At 65.8% G+C, this 19527-nt stretch carries 20 protein-coding genes; 14 read left to right on the top strand and 6 right to left on the bottom strand.

The features are described 5' to 3' along the window. Positions 1 to 58: 58 nt before the first annotated feature. The 5 genes from CVN68_RS17880 to CVN68_RS17860 form a co-directional block, all read right to left on the bottom strand. Positions 59 to 577 (bottom strand): hypothetical protein, encoded by a 519-nt coding sequence (locus CVN68_RS17880; RefSeq protein WP_100283398.1) that lies wholly within the window; start codon positions 575 to 577, stop codon positions 59 to 61. Next, on the bottom strand, positions 574 to 795 hold the full coding sequence (locus tag CVN68_RS17875) for a hypothetical protein (protein WP_100283397.1): 222 nt from the start codon (positions 793 to 795) through the stop codon (positions 574 to 576). The genes CVN68_RS17880 and CVN68_RS17875 overlap by 4 nt, the downstream gene beginning before the upstream one ends. Beyond that, positions 792 to 2255, bottom strand: coding sequence for a Fe-S cluster assembly protein SufB (gene sufB / locus CVN68_RS17870; RefSeq protein WP_100283396.1), 1464 nt, complete (start codon positions 2253 to 2255; stop codon positions 792 to 794). Before sufB ends, CVN68_RS17875 begins: the two co-directional genes overlap by 4 nt. Before the next feature lies 1 nt (position 2256). Beyond that, a complete protein-coding gene (locus CVN68_RS17865; protein WP_100283395.1) occupies positions 2257 to 2730 on the bottom strand; it encodes an SUF system Fe-S cluster assembly regulator in 474 nt (157 codons plus the stop codon). 75 nt (positions 2731 to 2805) lie between these two features. Then, the gene (locus CVN68_RS17860; RefSeq protein ID WP_100283394.1) at positions 2806 to 3756 is read right to left on the bottom strand and encodes a helix-turn-helix domain-containing protein; all 951 of its coding nucleotides are present in this window, start codon (positions 3754 to 3756) and stop codon (positions 2806 to 2808) included. A gap of 246 nt (positions 3757 to 4002) precedes the next feature. Here CVN68_RS17860 and CVN68_RS17855 point away from each other — a divergent pair, with 246 nt between their 5' ends. The 3 genes from CVN68_RS17855 to CVN68_RS17845 are packed head-to-tail and all read left to right on the top strand — an operon-like array spanning position 4003 to position 8569. Further along, positions 4003 to 4998, top strand: a complete 996-nt coding sequence (locus tag CVN68_RS17855; protein ID WP_100284505.1) for a quinone-dependent dihydroorotate dehydrogenase — start codon at positions 4003 to 4005, stop codon at positions 4996 to 4998. Positions 4999 to 5043: 45 nt separating this feature from the next. Next, positions 5044 to 6747: a gamma-glutamyltransferase family protein gene (locus CVN68_RS17850; RefSeq protein ID WP_100283393.1), complete on the top strand. Its 1704-nt coding sequence runs from the start codon at positions 5044 to 5046 to the stop codon at positions 6745 to 6747. Between the two features lie 37 nt (positions 6748 to 6784). Then, positions 6785 to 8569, top strand: coding sequence for an AMP-dependent synthetase/ligase (locus CVN68_RS17845; RefSeq protein WP_100283392.1), 1785 nt, complete (start codon positions 6785 to 6787; stop codon positions 8567 to 8569). Between the two features lie 38 nt (positions 8570 to 8607). Here CVN68_RS17845 and CVN68_RS17840 read toward each other — a convergent pair whose 3' ends face one another. Next, entirely contained in the window at positions 8608 to 11481 is a 2874-nt protein-coding gene (locus CVN68_RS17840; RefSeq protein ID WP_100283391.1) for a M16 family metallopeptidase, read from the bottom strand. A 286-nt stretch (positions 11482 to 11767) separates the two neighbouring features. Between CVN68_RS17840 and CVN68_RS17835 the strand changes: the two genes are divergently transcribed. The 11 genes from CVN68_RS17835 to ybeY all read left to right on the top strand — a co-directional run bounded on the left by CVN68_RS17835 (position 11768) and on the right by ybeY (position 19522). After that, a complete protein-coding gene (locus CVN68_RS17835; protein WP_233503416.1) occupies positions 11768 to 12040 on the top strand; it encodes a hypothetical protein in 273 nt (90 codons plus the stop codon). 72 nt (positions 12041 to 12112) lie between these two features. Beyond that, entirely contained in the window at positions 12113 to 12685 is a 573-nt protein-coding gene (locus CVN68_RS17830; protein WP_100283390.1) for a NifU family protein, read from the top strand. A 28-nt stretch (positions 12686 to 12713) separates the two neighbouring features. After that, positions 12714 to 13307: a malonic semialdehyde reductase gene (locus CVN68_RS17825; RefSeq protein WP_100283389.1), complete on the top strand. Its 594-nt coding sequence runs from the start codon at positions 12714 to 12716 to the stop codon at positions 13305 to 13307. Positions 13308 to 13311: 4 nt separating this feature from the next. Further along, entirely contained in the window at positions 13312 to 13944 is a 633-nt protein-coding gene (gene tsaB / locus CVN68_RS17820; RefSeq protein WP_100283388.1) for a tRNA (adenosine(37)-N6)-threonylcarbamoyltransferase complex dimerization subunit type 1 TsaB, read from the top strand. Further along, complete coding sequence (locus tag CVN68_RS17815; protein ID WP_100283387.1) at positions 13941 to 14417, top strand: GNAT family N-acetyltransferase; 477 nt, start codon at positions 13941 to 13943, stop codon at positions 14415 to 14417. Before tsaB ends, CVN68_RS17815 begins: the two co-directional genes overlap by 4 nt. A 108-nt stretch (positions 14418 to 14525) precedes the next feature. Further along, positions 14526 to 14939 carry a MucR family transcriptional regulator gene (locus CVN68_RS17810; RefSeq protein ID WP_100283386.1) on the top strand — a complete coding sequence of 138 codons (414 nt, stop codon included), beginning with the start codon at positions 14526 to 14528 and terminating at the stop codon, positions 14937 to 14939. Positions 14940 to 15043: 104 nt separating this feature from the next. Then, complete coding sequence (locus CVN68_RS17805; protein ID WP_100283385.1) at positions 15044 to 15466, top strand: Fur family transcriptional regulator; 423 nt, start codon at positions 15044 to 15046, stop codon at positions 15464 to 15466. Between the two features lie 71 nt (positions 15467 to 15537). After that, positions 15538 to 16317: a lysophospholipid acyltransferase family protein gene (locus CVN68_RS17800; RefSeq protein ID WP_100284503.1), complete on the top strand. Its 780-nt coding sequence runs from the start codon at positions 15538 to 15540 to the stop codon at positions 16315 to 16317. Between the two features lie 111 nt (positions 16318 to 16428). Beyond that, the gene (gene miaB, locus CVN68_RS17795; RefSeq protein ID WP_233503733.1) at positions 16429 to 17709 is read left to right on the top strand and encodes a tRNA (N6-isopentenyl adenosine(37)-C2)-methylthiotransferase MiaB; all 1281 of its coding nucleotides are present in this window, start codon (positions 16429 to 16431) and stop codon (positions 17707 to 17709) included. A gap of 249 nt (positions 17710 to 17958) precedes the next feature. Beyond that, positions 17959 to 18972, top strand: a complete 1014-nt coding sequence (locus CVN68_RS17790; protein WP_100283383.1) for a PhoH family protein — start codon at positions 17959 to 17961, stop codon at positions 18970 to 18972. A 40-nt stretch (positions 18973 to 19012) separates the two neighbouring features. Continuing rightward, positions 19013 to 19522, top strand: coding sequence for an rRNA maturation RNase YbeY (gene ybeY / locus CVN68_RS17785; protein ID WP_100283382.1), 510 nt, complete (start codon positions 19013 to 19015; stop codon positions 19520 to 19522). Positions 19523 to 19527: the final 5 nt, after the last annotated feature.

The raw sequence follows: 19527 nt of genomic DNA, 5'->3' as shown, positions 1-19527 counted from the left end.
CGCCCCTTCAAACGCTCTGCCCGGAAGATGCTTGCCGGGTGCTGACTGCGCGCGGTGCTCATTCGCCGAGCTCCTTCGCCGGCCCGAGGCGAATCACCGGCCCATCCGAAGGCGGTTTGGGCAGCGGCGGCAATTTGACTCGCTGGCGCTCGGTCTCGCGGCTCGGCTCGGTGAGCCCCAGCGGTCCCGCCTGGCCATCGGCGAGCGAGGGGCCGGGATCGCGTAGATTGGGCAGGACAAAGGTCTGCGGCACTGCGGTGGCGACGGGCCGCAATGCGCCCGGCGTCGGCGCCATCGCCATTTCGAGCGGCCCCAATTCACGGCAATCGGTCACTTCGTCGGCGGTCTTCGCGAAGCAGATCGGCGTCGCCTGGCAGGCATTGGTGTCGCGCTTCTGGCTGCCGCTCGACACCATGATCCGGCAATTGCGCAGCTTGCCGTCGGCGCCCTTGTCGAACAGCATCGTGGTGTGTCCAAAGGTCGCGCGCACGACGATCTCCTCGCCTTCGACCTCGTCGGCGGCGGGCGGCGCAGCAGGCAGGTCCTGCGCTAGAAGGAGCAAGGCGAAGGGGATCATAGCGCGTGCTGTTCCCGAGCGCCTTTCAATTCCGCGATGATCTCGCGAATGGCGGGGAGATCGAACATGCCGTCGCCTTGTTGCAGAAGCTGTTGTCGAAACGGCTCCAACTCAGGCGTAGCTCTTACCGAAGTGAAGTCGTCCCACTCCCATTCGCCACAACCGGGCGTATCGCCGATGAAGCGCTCAAGCATCTCTGCGAGTTCGAGCTTGGTCACCCCACGCTCCCCTCCAGCGAGATCCCCAGCAGCTTCTGCGCCTCGACCGCGAATTCCATCGGGAGCTGCTTGAGCACTTCGCGCGCGAAGCCGTTGACGATCAGCGCGACCGCGGCCTCGGAATCGAGCCCGCGCTGCATCGCGTAGAACATCTGGTCTTCGCTGATCTTCGAAGTGGTCGCCTCGTGCTCGATCTGGGCGGTGGGATTCTTGACCTCGATATAGGGCACGGTGTGTGCGCCGCACTGGTCGCCGAGCAACAGGCTGTCGCACTGGGTGAAGTTGCGGACATTCTCGGCGCCGGCATTGACCAGCACCTTGCCGCGATAGGTGTTGTCGCTCCGCCCCGCCGAAATGCCCTTCGAGACGATCGTGGACCGCGTGTTCTTGCCGATGTGGAGCATCTTGGTGCCGGTATCGGCCTGCTGGCGGCCGTTGGTCACCGCGACCGAATAGAATTCGCCGACCGATCCGTCGCCCTGCAGGATGCAGGAAGGATATTTCCACGTGATCGCGCTGCCGGTCTCGACCTGGGTCCAGCTGACCTTCGAGTTCTTGCCTGCGCAGAGCGCGCGCTTGGTGACGAAGTTGAAGATGCCGCCGAGCCCGTTCTCGTCACCGGGATACCAGTTCTGCACGGTCGAATATTTGATCTCGGCATCGTCGAGCGCGACCAGTTCGACCACCGCCGCATGGAGCTGGTTCTCGTCGCGCATCGGCGCGGTGCAGCCTTCGAGATAGGAGACATATGCCCCCTTGTCGGCGACGATCAGCGTGCGTTCGAACTGGCCGGTATTCTCGGCATTGATCCGGAAATAGGTGCTGAGCTCCATCGGGCAGCGCACGCCCTCGGGGATGTAGACAAAGGTGCCGTCGGAAAAAACCGCCGCATTCAATGCCGAGAAGAAATTGTCGCGCACCGGTACGACCTTGCCGAGCCATTTGCGGATCAACTCGGGATATTCGCGGATCGCCTCGGAGATCGAGCGGAAGATGACGCCCGCTTCCTCCAGTTCCTTGCGGAAAGTGGTCGCGACCGAGACGCTGTCGAACACCGCGTCGACTGCGATCTTGCGCGCACCCTCGACCCCGGCGAGGACCTTCTGCTCCTCGATCGGGATGCCGAGCTTCTCATAGACGCGCAGAATCTCCGGATCGAGCTCGTCGAGGCTGCCGATCGTCTTCTTCGCCTTGGGCTCGGCGTAATAATAGGCGTCCTGATAGTCGATGTGCGGGATCTGCAGCTTCGCCCATAGCGGAAGCTCCATCTCCTGCCAGATGCGGAACGCCTTCAAACGCCATTCGAGCATCCATTCGGGCTCATTCTTCTTGGCCGAGATGAAGCGAACGGTATCCTCGCTCAACCCCTTGGGCGCGAACTCCTGTTCGACGTCCGAGGCGAAGCCCCATTCATATTTCTTGTTCGCGGCGGCAAGCGCCTCGGCGTTCCTGGTAGCCATATTACACCTGTTCCCCGGCAAAGGCCGGAACCTGACGAGGTTCCGGCTGCAGGGTCCCGGCCGGTGCCGGAGAGCTGGAGAGTTGCGCGAGAGAAACCCCCGCGAGCGCGCCCTTAACGGCGCCGTTGACTGCGTTCCAGTGCGGCCTGACCCGGCAGGTTCCCTCGACCGCGCAATCGTGGCGACCGCTGTCGACGCAGGTCGTCAGCGCGATCGGTCCCTCGATCGCCTCGACGATGTCGGCGACCGTGATCGCCGCGGGCGGGCGCGACAGGCGGAAGCCGCCGCCGGTGCCGCGCGCGCTTTCGATCAGCCCGGCCGCCGAGAGCTTGCTCACCAGCTTCTGCACCGTCGGCAGCGGCAGCCCGGTCTCCCCGGCGAGCAGAGTCGCGTTCAGCCGGCACGACGCGCCGCAATGGCGCGCGGCGGCGGCCATCATCACTACGGCATAATCGGCAAGGCTCGAAAGACGCATCTGCTCTCTGCTAGCCCTCTGCGCAAAAGCGCGACGGACTTCAATCGGAATGATTCTGTCCGATTGCAGATGGTATCAAGCGGCGCGAAGGTCAACCGGTTCGGGGAAGACTTCGGGCAGGAAGTGAAATCCTTCGTTCTGCAGCGTCAGCGCGAGCGCCGGATCGACGTTACCGCGCAGAGTGGTCGGGGTGTGTCCGGTGAAGTGCTTGACCTCGTTGATCATGTGCGACTGATCGGCAAACGGGCCGACCACGTCGGAGATCGGCGCGCCCTGGAAGATCTGCATCGCGGCGCGGATCGCGCGGAACTTGCGCTTGAGCTTGGTCGGCGGCCCGCCGAAATATTCGAGGCACAGCCGCTGGACCTGGCGCTCACCGAGCCCGGAAGTCACCTCGATCGTGGCATAGAGCGCATCGATCGTCGGATCCTCGCTCGCCGCCCATTCGCGCACCGCCTCGAGGAACGGGAAATGCGCGTCGGGAACCGGCTTCACTTCCTCCTGCCGCATGATCAGCTGGGGCGCGATCGCCGAGATCATCTCGTCGAGCTGGGTCATGTCGCGCAATTGCTCGAGCAGCCGCGGCGCGCGCTCGCAGAACAATTTCTCGCCGTCGATGATGTGATCGGTGACCTTGTGCGCGGGGATGCCGATCAACGCTTTCCAGCCGATCGCACGCAGCACCACGCCGAAGCAGAGCACCGGGCCGCGCATCCGGTAGGTCGCGGCGGCGGTGCCGGGGCCGGCCACCATGATCGGCTTCAGTGCCTCGATATGGCCGTCGGGGAAGGTCATCTCCCCCTCGCCGTGGATCAGGAAGCGGATATGCCCGAGATCGATCCGTTCGGAGCGTTCGAGCTCGCCTTCACCGTCCCAGCGGAACAGATAATAGGATTCGACATGGGGGAGCAGCCGTCCCTTGGCGCGCTTCAGCGCGATCGTCGGTCCGGACGAACGTACGACATGGCCGTCGGAACGCGCATGCGCCTCCGCGACGATGGAATTACTTGTGGTTGCGCCCCGCATGTACGACCCGAGCCCCCCGGTTCCCCGAATCTGTGTCTCGCTCGTACCTATAACCGGCGGCGCGCGCAGATAAAAGTGGCCCGGCCGGTGTTACCCGGCCGGGCCAGTGGAAAGGGTTCCCCCCGTTGAAGCGGAAACCCCTCGGGTCGCAAAATCTGATTAGCCCACCCGTAGGACTACGTATTGGACGGATTCGACATCGCACGATTTTTGACGCGCGCGCCGCTCGATGCGAAGGCGTTCGGCATGTCCTATCCGCTCCGTTCCGCACTATTCTCCCTCGACGCAGAGAATGCGCATCACGCGACAATCGCGGCGCTCCGCGTCTGGGGCAGCCTCGGCACCCCCTTCTCGAGTCGCTCCGGATCGGATGCATCCTCCGCGGTGCGGGTAGCGGGAATCGACTTCCCCAACCGGGTGGGGCTCGCAGCGGGCCTCGACAAGAACGCCGAGGCAGTCGCGGGGCTGTTCGGACTCGGCTTCGGCGCAGTCGAGGTGGGGACGCTCACGCCCCGCCCGCAGCTCGGCAATCCCAAGCCGCGGCTGTTCCGTCTCGTCGAGGACGAAGCCGTGATCAACCGGATGGGGTTCAACAATCAGGGGATCGACGCCGCGCTGGCGCGAATCGCGAAGCTACCGCGCCGCGCCGGGGTGCTCGGGATCAATGTCGGCGCGAACAAGGATTCTGTGGATCGAGTCGCCGATTATGCCGAGGGCGTGCGCAAGGCCGCGCCGCATGCCGATTACATCACGATCAACGTCAGCTCGCCCAACACTCCGGGCTTGCGCGATCTCCAGTCGCGTCCGGCGCTCGACGAATTGCTCGCCGCCTGCCACGCCGCGCGGGGCGGCACCCCGCTGTTTCTCAAGATCGCCCCCGACCTCGATCGCGCCGGGATCGACGGCGCGGTGCGCGCCGCGATCGACAACCGGATCGACGCGCTTATCGTCTCGAACACCACGATCTCGCGTCCGTCGGGGCTGCACTCGCCGCTTTCGGGCGAAACCGGCGGCCTCTCCGGCGCGCCCTTGCGCGAACTCGCCGCCGCCAAGCTGGTCGAGGCACGCGCGGCAAGCGGCGACGCGCTGCCGTTGATTTCGGCCGGCGGGATCCACAGCGCCGACGAAGCCAAAAGGCGGCTCGATGCCGGGGCGGTGCTCGTCCAGATCTACAGCGCTCTCGTCTATCGCGGCCCGGGACTGGCCCGCGCGATCGTCCGCGGTCTGGCCGCAAACCTCTGACGTAGCGTCTTTGCCGGCACGCCAAAGCGGGCTACGGCTGGCTCTATGAAAACAATGGTCGCGCTGCTGGTTGCCCTGTTCCTGCCCTTCGCCGCATCGGCGCAGGGGATCGTCAGCGCCGCCGACCCGCGCGCCGCCGCCGCGGGGGTGGAAATCCTGCGCAAGGGCGGATCGGCGACCGACGCGGCGATCGCGACGATGCTGGCATTGAACGTCGTCGAGCCGCAGAGCGCCGGGATCGGCGGCGGCGCGTTCTTCGTGCAATATGATGCCAAGCGGAAGGCGACCACGACGGTCGACGGCCGCGAGGCCGCGCCGATGGCCGCCGATTCGCGCTGGTTCTACGCCGACGGCAAGCCGCTCGGCATTCGCGACGCCGTTCCCGGCGGGCGCAGCGTCGGCGTGCCCGGCACGCTGCGCGCGATGGCGCTGGCGCATCGCCGCGGCGGCAAGCTGCCTTGGGCAGCCTTGTTCGAACCCGCGATCCGGCTGGCGCGCGAGGGTTTTGCGGTGTCGCCGCGTTCGAAAGGCGCACTCGGACGCTTCCGCCACGGCGATGCCGGAATCCGCGCGATCTTCTACGATGCTGCCGGCAAGCCGCTCGACACGGTCCGCAATCCCCTACAGGCCGATTTGCTCGCGCGCATCGCGAGGCTGGGACCCGACAGCTTCTATGTCGGCCCGCAGGCGGCGAAGCTGGTCGCGACGGTCAACAATGCGGCGCGCAATCCGTCGAAGATGACGCTCGGCGACCTTGCCGCCTATGAAGCGAAGGAACGCCCGGTCCTGTGCGGCAGCTATCGCCGCCACAAGATCTGCTCGATGGGACCGCCTTCCTCCGGCGGCCTCGCCGTGCTGATGATCCTTAAGCAGCTCGAGCGCTTCGACATGGCGAAGCTGGGCAAGGACTCGCCGGTCGCGTGGCACCTCTTCGCCGAGTCGTCGCGGCTCGCCTACGCCGATCGCGACATGTATCTCGGCGACCCCGATTATGTGCGGATCCCGCTCAAGGGCCTACTCGACTCGAAGTACATCGCCCGCCGCTCGGCGCTGATCAGCGCGACCGGCAGCATGGCGACCATCGCCGCGGGCACCCCGCCCGGCGCCCCGCCGCGGGTCCGCGCGCCCAATAGCGAAGTCCCCGGCACGACCTCGCTCTCGGTCGCCGACGGTGCGGGCAATGTCGCGCAGGTGACCACGACGATCGAGAGCCCGTTCGGCTCAGGCCTGTCGGTCGACGGGACGATGCTCAACAACGAACTCACCGATTTCGACATCGTGCCGGAGAGAGACGGGTATCTCGTCGCCAACCGGGTCGAGGGCGGCAAGCGCCCGCGCAGCTCGATGGCGCCGACGATCGTCTACGGCCCCGACGGCGCGGTCCGCCTCGCGGTCGGTGCCGCGGGCGGATCGACGATCATCGCGCAGGTATCGAAAGCGATCATCGGCGTGGTCGACTGGAAACTGAGCGCGCAGGACGCAGTCGCGCTGGGGCTGGTCTATGCGCCCGGCCCGGTCGCGATGGTGGAGAAGGGCACCGAGCGCGAGGCGATGATCCCGGCGCTGCAGGCATTGGGCGAAAAGGTTCAGGCTGCCCCGCTCGGGCTCAAGGCAAATGCGATCGAGCGTGTGGGCGGCCGCTGGGCCGGTGCCGCCGATCCGCGCAGCGAAGGCGTGGCGATGCACCAGGACGGGCGCGTGCCGGAGATAAAGCGCTTCGGCGCGGTGCCGAGCCGCCCGTCGGAATAAACGGGACGCCGCCAAAGCGGTGCTCAAGGGGAGAGCGATGCGAAAACTCGAGCGGTTCGACAATTTGGTCCAGATGTTCTTCACGCGGGCGCGCGAGAAGGGCGACAAGCCGTTCCTCTGGCACAAGACTGGCGGCGCGTGGCAGCCGACCAGCTGGGCCGAGGCCGCGCGCCAGGTCGCCAGCCTCGCCACCGCGCTGCAGGCGCTGGGGCTCAAGCCCGGGGACCGGGTGATGCTGGTCTCCGAGAACCGCCCCGAATTCTGCATCACCGACCTCGCGATCATGGCCGCCGGCTGCGTCACCGTGCCGACCTACACCACCAATACCGAGCGCGATCACCAGCATATCATCGAGAATTCGGGCGCCTGCGCGATAGTCGTTTCGAACACCAAGCTCGCCAAGACCCTGCTTCCGGCGGCGATCCGATCGTCCTCGGCGCGGATGGTGATCGGGATCGACGAGGTCCGGGCCGGCCAATCGGGAACGATGGACTTCCACGACTGGAAGGATCTGATCGCGAAGCACCCCGCCGATCCGGAGACGGTCGTTGCCCGCGCCTCGTTCAAGCGCGAGGAACTCGCCTGCATCATCTATACCAGCGGCACCGGCGGAAGCCCGCGCGGCGTGATGCAGCATCACGGCGCGATCCTCCACAATGTCGCCGGCTGCTGCACGATCATCTCGGAGGATTTCGGCTGGGAGGACGAGGTATTCCTCTCGTTCCTGCCGCTCAGCCACGCCTATGAGCATAGCGGCGGGCAATTTTTCCCGATCGGGCTCGGCGCCGAAATCTATTATTCCGAAGGTCTCGAGAAGCTCGCCTCGAACATCGAGGAGGTCCGCCCGACGATCATGGTGGTGGTGCCGCGATTGTTCGAAGTGCTGCGCACCCGGATCACCAAGCAGATCGAGAAGCAGGGCAGGTTCGCCAACATGCTGCTCGACCGCGCCGTCTATCTCGGCGGCAAGCGCGCCGCGGGCACCACCAGCCTGCTCGACACGCCGATGAACCTGCTGCTCAAGGCGACCTTGCTGCCCAAGATCTCGAAGCGCTTCGGCGGGCGGATCAAGGCGATGGTATCGGGCGGCGCGCCGCTCAATCCCGAAGTCGGCATCTTCTTCGACTCGATCGGGCTGACCTTCCTGCAGGGCTATGGCCAGACCGAGGCGGCGCCGGTGATCTCGTGCAATCGCCCCAAGGCCGGGCTCAGGCACGATTCGGTCGGCCCGCCGCTGCCCGACGTCGAGGTCAGGATCGCCGAGGACGGCGAGATCCTCGTCCGCGGCGAGCTGGTCATGCACGGCTATTGGCGCAACGAGGAAGAGACCGCGCGGGTTCTCAAGAACGGCTGGCTCCACAGCGGCGACATCGGCGTGATCGACGACAAGGGCAGGATCAAGATCACCGATCGCAAGAAGGACATCATCGTCAACGACAAGGGCGACAATGTCGCGCCGCAAAAAGTGGAGGGGATGCTCACCCTCCAGCCCGAGATCGTCCAGGCGATGATCGCCGGCGACAAGCGACCGTACATGACCGCGGTGATCGTCCCCGATCCCGAATGGACCGCCGAATGGTGTGCGCACACCGCCACGCGCTGCCATTTCCGGGAATTGTCGCACGATCCCGATTACAAGGCGGCGGTCGGCGCCGCAGTCGAGCGAGTCAACCGAGACCTGTCGGTGACCGAGCGCGTCCGCAAATTCATCATCGCCGACGCGCCGTTCACGATCGAGAACGAGCAATTGACGCCAAGCCTCAAGATCCGCCGGCACGTGCTGAAGCAGGTGTACGGAGAACGGCTCGACGCGCTGTACTGAGCGCCCGAACTCCCCTCCCTTCAGGGAGGGGAGTTTATTCAGCCCCCCGCTTGCGCGTCAGGCCCGGGCACCACCACCATCGTCCAGTCCCGGTCGGGCCGCAGATACTTCTGGGCGAGCGCCTGCACCTCGGCGGGCGAGGTCGTCGCCACGTCGCGCGCCAGCGTCTCGACCGCCGCGACCCGCGCCGGATCGAACGCCCCGCCCTCGACCAGCCGCATCCAGAACATGTTGCCGCTCGATTGGCGGATCAGCATCTGCTTGATCGGAGTCAGTGCGCGGTTGAGTTCGTCGGCGTCGACCGGTTTGGCGATCAGATCGGCAGCGATCCCGCGCGCGAGCTTGAAGAAGAACTCGGTCTTGTCGGGCGGCACCATGCCCAATGCGATCAGCTTGCCGCCCGATTCCATGCCGAGCGGCCATTGGCTGGCGACGTTGGGCGAATAGCTGATCCCCGCCTGACTGCGCAGCTGATCGATCATCCGATCGCGGAAGATCGCTGCGAGCACTTCGAGCTTGCGGCTCTCGGTGATTCCCGCGCTACCCGCGCCGGTCGGCCACGCGATCACTGCCGCCGCCTGATCGGCCTTGCCGCTATGGGTGCGGACGACCGGCTTGTCGGCATGCGCGGGGAAGGCGACCACAGGCACGGGCGTCTTGCTCGCCGGGCGCGGCTTGAGCGCGCCGAAGGTTTCCGCGACGGCCTTGATCGTCGCATCCGAATCCATGTCGCCGAACACTTCGACTTCGATCGGTCCGGTGGCGAGCAAGGGCTCCCAAAGCTTGCGGAAGCTCGCCGGCGTCGTCGCCTCGATCGTCTGGCGATCGGCGATGCCCCAGCGCGGATCGCCCGAATGGAGCAATTTCTCGAGATCGCGGCCGAGCACTGCGTCGGGCGACGAGGACAGTCCGGCATAGCCGGAGAGCACCGCGGTCTTGGCGCGGATCACCGGATTGGGATCCCATGCCGGCGCCACCAGCTTCGCCGCGAACAGCCGCAGCTGATCGGGCAGATCTTCCTTGTTGGTCTGCCCGTTGAAGCGGAACGCGTCGCCGGCGACGTCGAAGTCGAAGCCGATCTGGCGCTTGCCGATCAGCGCATCGAGCTCTTCCTGACCAAGCTTGCCCACGCCGCCGGCGACCAAGGCCATCTCGCCGGCCCAGCCCGGGCTCGGCCGGGCCGGCAGATCATTGAGCCCGCGTCCGAAGCGGACATTGACATAGACCTTGCCGACTTCGGAAGAATCCTTTCGCATCAGCAGATTGACGCCGTTGGCGAACACCACTTTCTCGATCTCGAGCTCGGGCAACAACGGCGTGCGGCTGACCATCTTGCCCGGCGTGCCGAGCTTCGGCAGCTGGGCGAAGCTGACATTGCCGAGCGCCCGGCGCTTGCCGCCATTGGCGACGACATCGGCCTGCAACGCCGCGGTGACCTTGGTCATCAGCTGCGGATCCGGTGTGTGCGTGTTGACCAATGCGCGGACCGCAGTGCCCTCGAACACCCGCTTTGCCGCGGCCTGCACTGTCTGGGGCGTGAACATCTTCGCCGCGACGGCCGCCTTGAAAATGTCGTACGAAGCCTCGGGCGTCGTCACCGTCTCGTTGATGTCGACTGCTTCGACCAGATCGTCGGCGAGCTTGGCGCCGGCTTCGACCGGCGCGGTCGAGATCCGCTGCTTCATCGACGATTCGATCTCGGCGAGCTCGCGGTCGATTTCGGGCTGGCCCGGCGCAGTGGTCTGGGCGTCGGCGATCACACCGCGCACGTCGCGCAGCGCCGTCTCCCAGTCCGCGCCCACCGGCATGACGTTGACCGTGGTGACGTTGGCCGAGCGTGCGACGTCGCTCAGATCCGCACCGGCACCGACGAAGCTGCCGCCCGAGCGCGCACGTGATTCGAGCCGCCGGTTGATGATCCGGATTGCGACGAGGTCGATCATCCGCTTCTGGTTGAAGATCACGGTATCGCTGAACACCGTCCACGGGCGGACGATCGCCATCATCGCGAGCGGAGGCACGGCCGGCTCGACGATGCTCGCGGCGACCGGGTTGCCTTCGGCCGACGGTTTGCCGAAATCGGGACTTGGCGGATTGGGTCCGTCCGCCTTCCACGTGGCGAAATGCTTCTGCACCAGCGTCTCGAGCACCGCCGGTTCCATATCGCCGATCACGATCACCACGGCGCGGTCGGGCCGGTACCAGCGGTCGTGGAAGGCCTTCACTGCGGCAGGCGTCGCCGCGGTCAGCGCGGCGGTGGTGCCGATCGGCTTGCGATTGGCGACCGGCTGTCCGGCGAACATCAGCCCGAGCATCGCGTCCTGCATCCGCTCCTGCGCGCCCGGCTGCTCACGCGCCTCGGCGAGCACCACCGGGCGCTCGGCATCGAGCGAGGCCTGGGTGATCGCCGGGGCGGACAGCATGCCGGTGAGGATCTTGAAGCTCTCGTCGAGCCCGGCGGCGGTCGCGGTCGGCAGATCGAGCTTGTAGACGGTCTCGGTGAAGGTGGTGCTCGCGTTCGAATCCGAACCGAAGGTCACGCCCAGCCGCTGCCAGATCCGCTTCGATTCCCCATCGGGAACGAAAGTCGAGCCGCGGAACGAGAGATGCTCGAGAAGGTGCGCGAAGCCGCGCTCGCTGTCCTGTTCGTTGAGCGAGCCGGCATCGATCCGCACGCGTACCGAGACCTGGCCGGGGGGCACGCCGTTCTTGCGCACGGCATAGCGCACGCCGTTCGAAAGCCGGCCGAACTTCCACTCTTCGTCATGGACGAGGTCGCTGCCCTTGTAGAGCCAGGGGTCCTCGGCGGTCTGGACCGGCCGAGGGGCGACCTGCGCGTGCACCGGCAGGGCCGGGGCGAGCGTGACGAGGGCGAAAGAGGCGAGGAGCGGCGACCGCAGGAAACGAAGCATGGATCCCCATCTAATGGCGAAACCCCGCGCTTGCCACCGGGTACCTTTCGCGCAGGTGTACGGCTTTGCGGGAAGGCTGCGGTTATTCCCGTCTTTCTCGTCACCCCGGACTTGTTCGGGGTCCCCAGGCGGCTGAGCGATGCGATAGAGTTCTTTGCCGGCACTTGCGGCGCGGCGGACCCCGAAACAGGTCCGGGGTGACGATGGGAGGAGTGGGTCAATTCGTCCAATCGACCGTTGAACCGCAGGCGCTACACCACCATCTTGGTGCTCACAGGAATTCGACATGCTGACCGATAATGCCCAGGCCTGGAGCGAGTTTCGGCGGATGCTGGTGTGGATCGCACTCGCCGGCGTACTGATGGTCATCGGGGCGCTCTGGTATCTCTCGCTCTACGACGCGCTCTATCCTTCGGCGATCCTCGCCGCGATCGGCGGTGTGTTCCTGTCGACCCTGCTCGGATGCGGGCTGTTCGCCGCCGCCTTCTTCAGCGACAAAAGCGGCCATGATTCGAACGTGAGCAGCGCGACGCAGCAAGACGACGAACAGGGCAGCTGATTTTCTCCCGCGAAACCTTTCGTTTCCCGCCGCCCGCTTGATCCGGGGCCTGCCAGGCGCCACATGCCAGCCATGTTGATCGAGACCGAAGCCACGCCCAATCCGGCGACGCTCAAATTCCTCCCCGGCCGCACCGTGATGGACGCGGGCACCCGCGACTTCGCTACGCCCGAGGACGCCGAAGCGTCGCCGCTCGCGAGCGCGCTGTTTTCGTTCGGCGACGTGACCGGCGTTTTCTTCGGGCGCGACTTCATTTCGGTCACCGCCGGCCCCGGCGTCGACTGGCGCGACCTCAAGCCCGACGTGCTGGCGATCCTGCTCGATCATTTCTCGGCCAACATGCCGTTGTTCCACGCCGGGTCGGCGGGTTTCTCGGTCCCGCCCGAATCGGCCGATTTCGGCGACAATCCCGAGGATGCCGAGATCGTCGCGCAGATCCGCGAGCTGATCGACACCCGCATCCGCCCCGCGGTCGCCAATGACGGCGGCGACATCGTCTATCGCGGGTTCGATGCCGGCAAGGTCTATCTCCAGATGCAGGGCGCCTGCGCGGGCTGCCCGTCCTCGACGGCGACGCTGAAGAACGGCATCGAGCAATTGCTCAAATATTATGTTCCCGAAGTCACCGAAGTTCGCGCGATCTAGCTTCGCGCACCACCGAAAGGATTGAACCATGGGTCGTCCCCTCGATGATGCGGGGCTGGATACGATCTTCCGTACCGCACGCACTTATAACGGCTATACCGACCAGCCGGTCACCCAGGCCGATATCCAGCGGATCTACGATCTGCTCAAGATGGGGCCGACCGCCGCCAATCAGCAGTCGGCACGCTTCGTCTGGCTGCTGAGTCAGGAGAGCAAGGACAAGCTCGCCGACCTCGCGACCGCCAGCAATCCCGACAAGATCCGCAAGGCGCCCGCGACGGTGATCATCGCGATGGATCTCGCATTCAACGAACAGCTTTCGTGGCTCTTCCCGCACGTTTCCGATGCGAAGAACTGGTTCGCCGATGACGCGATGCGCCACGCCAACGCCTTCCGCAATTCGACGCTGCAGGGCGGCTATTTGCTGATCGCCGCGCGTGCTTTGGGCTTCGATACCGGTCCCATGTCGGGATTCGACAACGCCAAGGTTGACGAAGCCTTTTTCGGCGACCAGCCCAATCTGAAGTCGAACTTCATTGCAACGCTGGGCCATGGCGACCCTTCCACCATCTTCGGGCGGCTTCCCCGCCCCGAATTCGATCAGTTCAATCGCATCGCCTGACGCGTTGCTGACGCTCGTCATCGAAACCGCGACCGCCGCCTGTTCGGTGGCCCTGCTGCGCGGCGGCGAAGTTGTCGCCAGCGCGCACGAAGTCGTCGGGCGCGGCCATGCCGAGCGGCTCGTCCCGATGATCGCGGCCTTGCCCGATCAGGGACGCGCCCCGCGGATCCTCGTCGATGTCGGCCCCGGCAGCTTCACCGGAGTCCGCGTCGGGCTCGCCGCGGCGCTTGGCCTCGCGATCGGCTGGCAGGCCGAGATTCACGGCTATTCGTCGCTCGCCTTGCTCGCCGCAACCGGGTTCGCGGAGTCTCCGCAATGTCCCGCACTTGCCGCCATACTCGAGGGCGGGCACGGTGAAGTCTTCATGCAGTCGTTCACGGCATCGCCGCTCACGCCCGAAGGCCCGTTGCAGTCGCTGGTTCCCGCGGCAGCTTTAGCCGCGCTGGGGCAGCGGCCCGCGATCGGCAGCGGAGTCCGTCATCTCGCCGCGCTCGATCCCGGCCGTGCGTTGACCGAGGCGCTTCCTCGCGCGGAGGACGCACGGCTGCTCGCCAGTGATCTCGCCAGCCTTCCTCCCCGTCCGATCTACGGCCGCGCGCCCGACGCGAAGACACTGGCGGAGCGCGGCCTGGCATGACCGGCACGCTCAACCTGACCGAGTTGCGCGAAGGCGGCGCGCAGGACCTCATCGAAGTCAGCCGCATCATGGAAGAGGCATTCGACCCGCGCTTCGGCGAGGCATGGACCAGCGCGCAGTGCCTAGGCATGCTGTCGCTCCCCGGAGTCTGGCTGGTGATCGCCAGTTTCGATGGCCAGGACGTCGGCTTCGCGCTCGCCCGCGCGATCGCCGGCGAGGCCGAATTGCTGCTGCTGGCGACTCGCCCCGCCGCGCGCCGCCGCGGTGTCGCCGGGGCGCTGCTCCGCGCGATAGTCGCCGAAGCCCAGGCGCGTGGAGTCGCGCAACTGCATCTCGAGGTACGCGCGGGAAACGATGCCGTCCGGCTATACCGTCGCGAAGGTTTCGAGAAGGTCGGCGAGCGCAAGAACTATTACAGAGGCAAGATGGGCCAGGCGTTCGACGCTCATACCTATGCGCGCGAGCTTCGCTGATTTTTTTCGTAACTGAAGGTTAACGACTTGCCTTCGGTCTAATATGGTCCGATAGGGCCGCCGCAGGTGGCATCTATAGTCACCGCAAAATGGGTCGAAGGAAATAAGATGGACAGTTCAGCTGACATTCAGGAAACACTCATCACGCTTACCGCGGATATTGTTGCGGCACATGTGAGCAACAATAGCGTTGCTGTTTCCGATCTTCCGGTGCTTATCCAGAATGTACACGGCGCCTTGACTGGCCTTGGCCGTACTGTTGTTGAACCGGAAGTAAAGCAGGAGCCCGCCGTTTCGATTCGCTCTTCGGTGAAGCCGGACTTCATCGTTTGCCTCGAAGACGGCAAGAAGCTCAAGATGCTCAAGCGTCACTTGATGACGCACTATCAGCTGACGCCGGAACAGTATCGCGCGAAGTGGAATCTTCCCGCTGACTATCCGATGGTCGCTCCCAACTATGCCGAGCAGCGCCGCACGCTCGCCAAGAAGATCGGTCTGGGCACCCAGCGCCGCAAGCGCTGAAGTCCCGCCGCAAGGCATGAGATGGCGCGCCGGCCGGAGCAATCGCTTCGGCCGGCGTCCTGCTGCCTCTTCCCCCTCGCGCACATTGCCGTTACATCGACGCCATGCCGCGCAAAATCGATCTCGAGCAGCTCTGTCACGACAAGGGACTGCGCATCACCGAGCAACGCAAGGTGATCGCGCGGGTTTTATCCGACGCCGACGATCATCCCGACGTCGAAAAGGTCTATGAGCGCGCCTCGGCGATCGATCCGGGCATTTCGATCGCCACGGTCTATCGCACCGTCCGGCTGTTCGAAGAGGCCGGCATCCTCGATCGCCACGATTTCGGCGACGGCCGCGCGCGCTACGAGCCTGCGCCCGAGGCGCATCACGACCATCTGATCGATGTCGAATCGGGCAAGGTGATCGAGTTCGTCGATCCTGAGCTCGAACTGCTCCAGAAGCAGATCGCCGAGCGGCTGGGCTTCCGCCTCGTCGATCACCGCATGGAGCTCTACGGCGTGGCACTCGACCGGAAGATCTGATCGTGGATGCGCGGCGCGCCGAGGCCGCCGCGGGTGTGGCCGCCAGACTGACGATCGCGGAACAGGCGCGGATGTGGAGCCGCGTTGCTTTGCTGGTGCTCGCGGTGCTCAGCCACGTGCCGATGTACTATTTGTGGCGGCTGCTGCGTTTGCCCATGCCCTGGCCGCGCTGGTTTCTCGGCCGCGCCGCGCGCATCGCCGGCGCACGCGTCGTCAAGGTCGGTACGCCGCTTCGCCGCGACGTCTTCTATGTCTCCAACCATCTCAGCTGGATCGACATCCTCGCATTGGGCGGCGCGAGCGGCACTGCGTTCGTCGCCAAGGCCGAGATCGGCACCGCCCCGGTGGTCGGCTGGCTCGCGGGGATGAACCGCACCGTCTACGTCAAGCGCGAGAACCGGCTGGGCGTCGCCGATCAGATCAACCAGTTGCGCGATGCGCTGGCCGACAATTGGGCGATCACGATCTTCCCCGAAGGCACCACCACCGACGGCAAGTCGCTGCTGCCGTTCAAGACCCCGATGCTGCGCGTGCTCGAGCCGCCGCCGCCCGGCGTGATGGTTCAGCCGGTGCTGCTCGATTATGGCGACGCCGGGGAAGAGATCGGCTGGATCGGCCAGGAGCGCGGAATCGACAACGCCCGCCGCATTCTCGCGCGCAAAGGCAGCTTCGAACTCCGGGTTCACTTCCTCGAACCCTTTTTCCCCGGCGACTTCCCCGGCCGCAAGGCGATCGCCGCGGAAAGCCGGCGGCGGATCGAAGCGGCGTTGGTGGCGGCGCTGGGGCACCCGTTGCGCCCGTTCCGGTTTGCCGAGGAAGCGATCGGATACAAACCCTCGCCCAATTCTTGATCGTCACCCCGGCCCTTCGGCCGGGGTGACGGATTGCGTGGCGGAAGCTATAGCCCGCTCCAAATGAAACCGACCCCCAAAACCTTCCACGTCAAGTCGTTCGGCTGCCAGATGAACGTCTATGACGGCGAGCGCATGGGCGAGCTGATGGCCGCGCAGGGCATGACCGCCACCGACGACGCCAATGCCGCCGACCTCGTCGTGCTCAACACTTGCCATATCCGCGAGCGGGCGACCGAGAAGGTCTATTCGGACATCGGCCGCCTGCGCAAAGTCGCGCGCGAAGCCGATCGACCGGCACCGATAATCGCCGTCGCCGGCTGCGTCGCGCAGGCCGAAGGCGCCGAGATCGTCGCGCGCGCCAAAGTCGACGTCGTGGTCGGCCCGCAGGCCTATCACAACCTCCCCGGACTCGTTGCGCAGGCCGCCGCCGGCGCCGCCGCGGTCGACACCGACATGCCCGCCACCGCCAAGTTCGGCGTACTGCCGGCGCGACGCAAGGTCAGCCCCTCCGCCTTCCTCACCGTGCAGGAAGGCTGCGACAAATTCTGCACTTATTGCGTCGTGCCCTATACCCGCGGCGCCGAGATCAGCCGTCCGTTCGACGCGATCGTCGACGAGGCAAAGGCTTTGGTCGATGCCGGCGCGCGCGAGATCACCTTGCTCGGCCAGAACGTCAATGCGTGGGACGATGCCGAGGGCCGCGGCCTCCACGGCCTGATCCGCGCGCTCGACCGGGTCGAGGGGCTCCACCGCATCCGCTACACCACCAGCCACCCCAACGACATGCGCGAAGGCCTGATCCGCGCGCATGCAGAGGTCGAGAAATTGATGCCCTATCTGCACTTGCCCGTGCAGGCGGGCAGCGACCGCATCCTCAAGGCGATGAACCGCTCGCATAGCCGCGCGTCTTACCTCGCTTTGCTCGAGCGCGTCCGCGCCGCGCGGCCCGACATCGCGCTGTCGGGCGACTTCATCGTCGGCTTCCCCGGCGAGACCGAGGCAGATTTCGCCGACACGCTGAGCCTGATCGACGAAGTCGGCTATGCCGCGAGCTTCAGCTTCAAATATAGTCCGCGCCCCGGCACGCCGGCGGCCGAGATGACCGACGGCTTCGTACCGGAAGAAGTGATGGTGGAACGTCTCCAGCGGCTCCAGGCCGCGATCGCGCGCGATCAGGCGGCGTTCAACGCGGCCACCTTCGGCAAACGCTGCACGGTCCTGATCGAGCGCAAGGGCAAGCTTCCCGGCCAGATGCTGGGCAAATCGCCCTGGCTGCAATCGGTGCATCTGATGACCGACGCGCAGATCGGCGATCTGATCGAAGTCGACATCGTCCGCGCCGATCCCAATTCGCTCGCGGGTGTGGAGCGCCTGCGCGACGCGGCCTGAGTGGGGGGCGGTGCCGCGGCGCTGTCGTCGCGAGGTCACACATGCACTTTATTCGGCATGTATCTCGCCTGCCTCTGTCAAAGAGGGTTTCCGTCTGCCATCTTCACCAGGACTCATGCGCCACGGAACCACTTGCACCGCTTCCGGTTTCGCCTCTTCAGGCCGCGCAATCTCTACGCTTCCAACCCTGCCGCCGGCGGACCGCGCCGGCATTGCGTTCGACCACCGTTTCCCGCCTGAAAGGACCGCATGAGCCGCAAGCCAGTCCAAGCCCAGACCGGGGAACGCTCGCGCACCGAAGTCAATTTCGACAAGCCCCAGCTTCTGCCGCAGCTTTTCGGCGAATATGACAGCAACATCCTCGCGCTCGAGGAGCGGCTGGGTGTCTATATTCATGCCCGCGGCCAGCGCGTGGTGATCGAGGGCTCCGCCGAAGCGGTCGCCCATGCGCGCGAAGTACTCCAGGAACTCCACAGCCGAGTGATCCGCGGCGAGGACGTCGATACCGGGCTGATCGACGCAGTGATCGCGATGTCGACCGAGCCGATGTTCACGGGCATCGTCAAGACCGACATCCCCGCCGGCAATGGCGGCGGCGCCCCGCCGATCATGATCCGCACGCGCAAGAAGACGATCGTGCCGCGCTCGGTCGCCCAGACGCATTACATGCGCGAGCTGATGTCGAACGACATGATCTTCGCGCTCGGGCCGGCTGGCACCGGCAAGACCTATCTGGCCGTGGCGCAGGCAGTGGCGCAGCTGATCACCGGCAGCGTCCAGCGGCTGATCCTGTCGCGTCCGGCGGTCGAGGCAGGCGAGCGGCTCGGCTTCCTGCCCGGCGACATGAAGGAGAAGGTCGACCCCTATCTCCGCCCGATCTACGACGCGCTCTACGATTGCCTGCCCGCCGAGCAGGTCGAACGTCGGATCGCCTCGGGCGAGATCGAGATCGCGCCGATCGCGTTCATGCGCGGCCGTACTTTGGCCGACGCCTTCGTCATCCTCGACGAGGCGCAGAACACCACCCCCGCGCAGATGAAGATGTTCCTCACCCGCTTCGGTGCCAACAGCCGGATGGTGATCTGCGGCGACCCCAATCAGGTCGACTTGCCCGGCGGCCCGCCCGCCTCCGGTCTGCGCGACGCGGTCCAGCGGCTCGAGGGAGTCGAAGGCATCTCCTTCTCGTGGTTCACCGCCGCCGATGTGGTGCGCCATCCGATCGTCGGCCGCATCGTCCAGGCCTATGAGGGCCCGAATGCTTGATGCTTCCAATAAAGCCCCTCCCCTTCAGGGGGGGCTTTAGATGCTTGACGTCGCCGCCCTTCGTGAGGAGCCTTGGCCACAAGGCGACTGGGAAGCCCTCGCCACCCGCGCCGCCAACGCCGCGATCGCCCAGTCCGCCCATGGGGAATGGCGCGAATGGCCGACGGTGATCGAGATCGCCGTCCGCCTGACCAGCGATGACGAGGTTCAGACGCTCAACCGCCAATATCGCCAGAAGGACAAGCCGACGAACGTGCTGTCCTTCCCGATGGTCCAGCCCGATCTGCTCGAGACCGTCACCCAGAACAGCGACGACGGCGAAGTCATCCTCGGCGACATCGTCCTCGCCTACGGCATCTGCGCGGCCGAGGCGGCCGAGCGCGGCGTCAGCGTCGAAGATCATGCCAGCCACCTGATTGTCCACGGCGTGCTGCATCTGCTAGGCTATGATCATATGGAGGACGCCGCGGCCGAGGGGATGGAAGACATGGAGCGCGCCGCGCTCGCCAGTCTCGGCCTGCACGACCCATATTCCGTGCGCGAGGACTGAACACG

The sequence above is a fragment of the Sphingomonas psychrotolerans genome (assembly GCF_002796605.1).
In the GTDB taxonomy this organism is placed as follows: Bacteria; Pseudomonadota; Alphaproteobacteria; order Sphingomonadales; family Sphingomonadaceae; genus Sphingomonas; species Sphingomonas psychrotolerans.
Note: the sequence above shows the minus strand (reverse complement) of the source record. Positions and strands in the feature narration are given on the sequence as shown.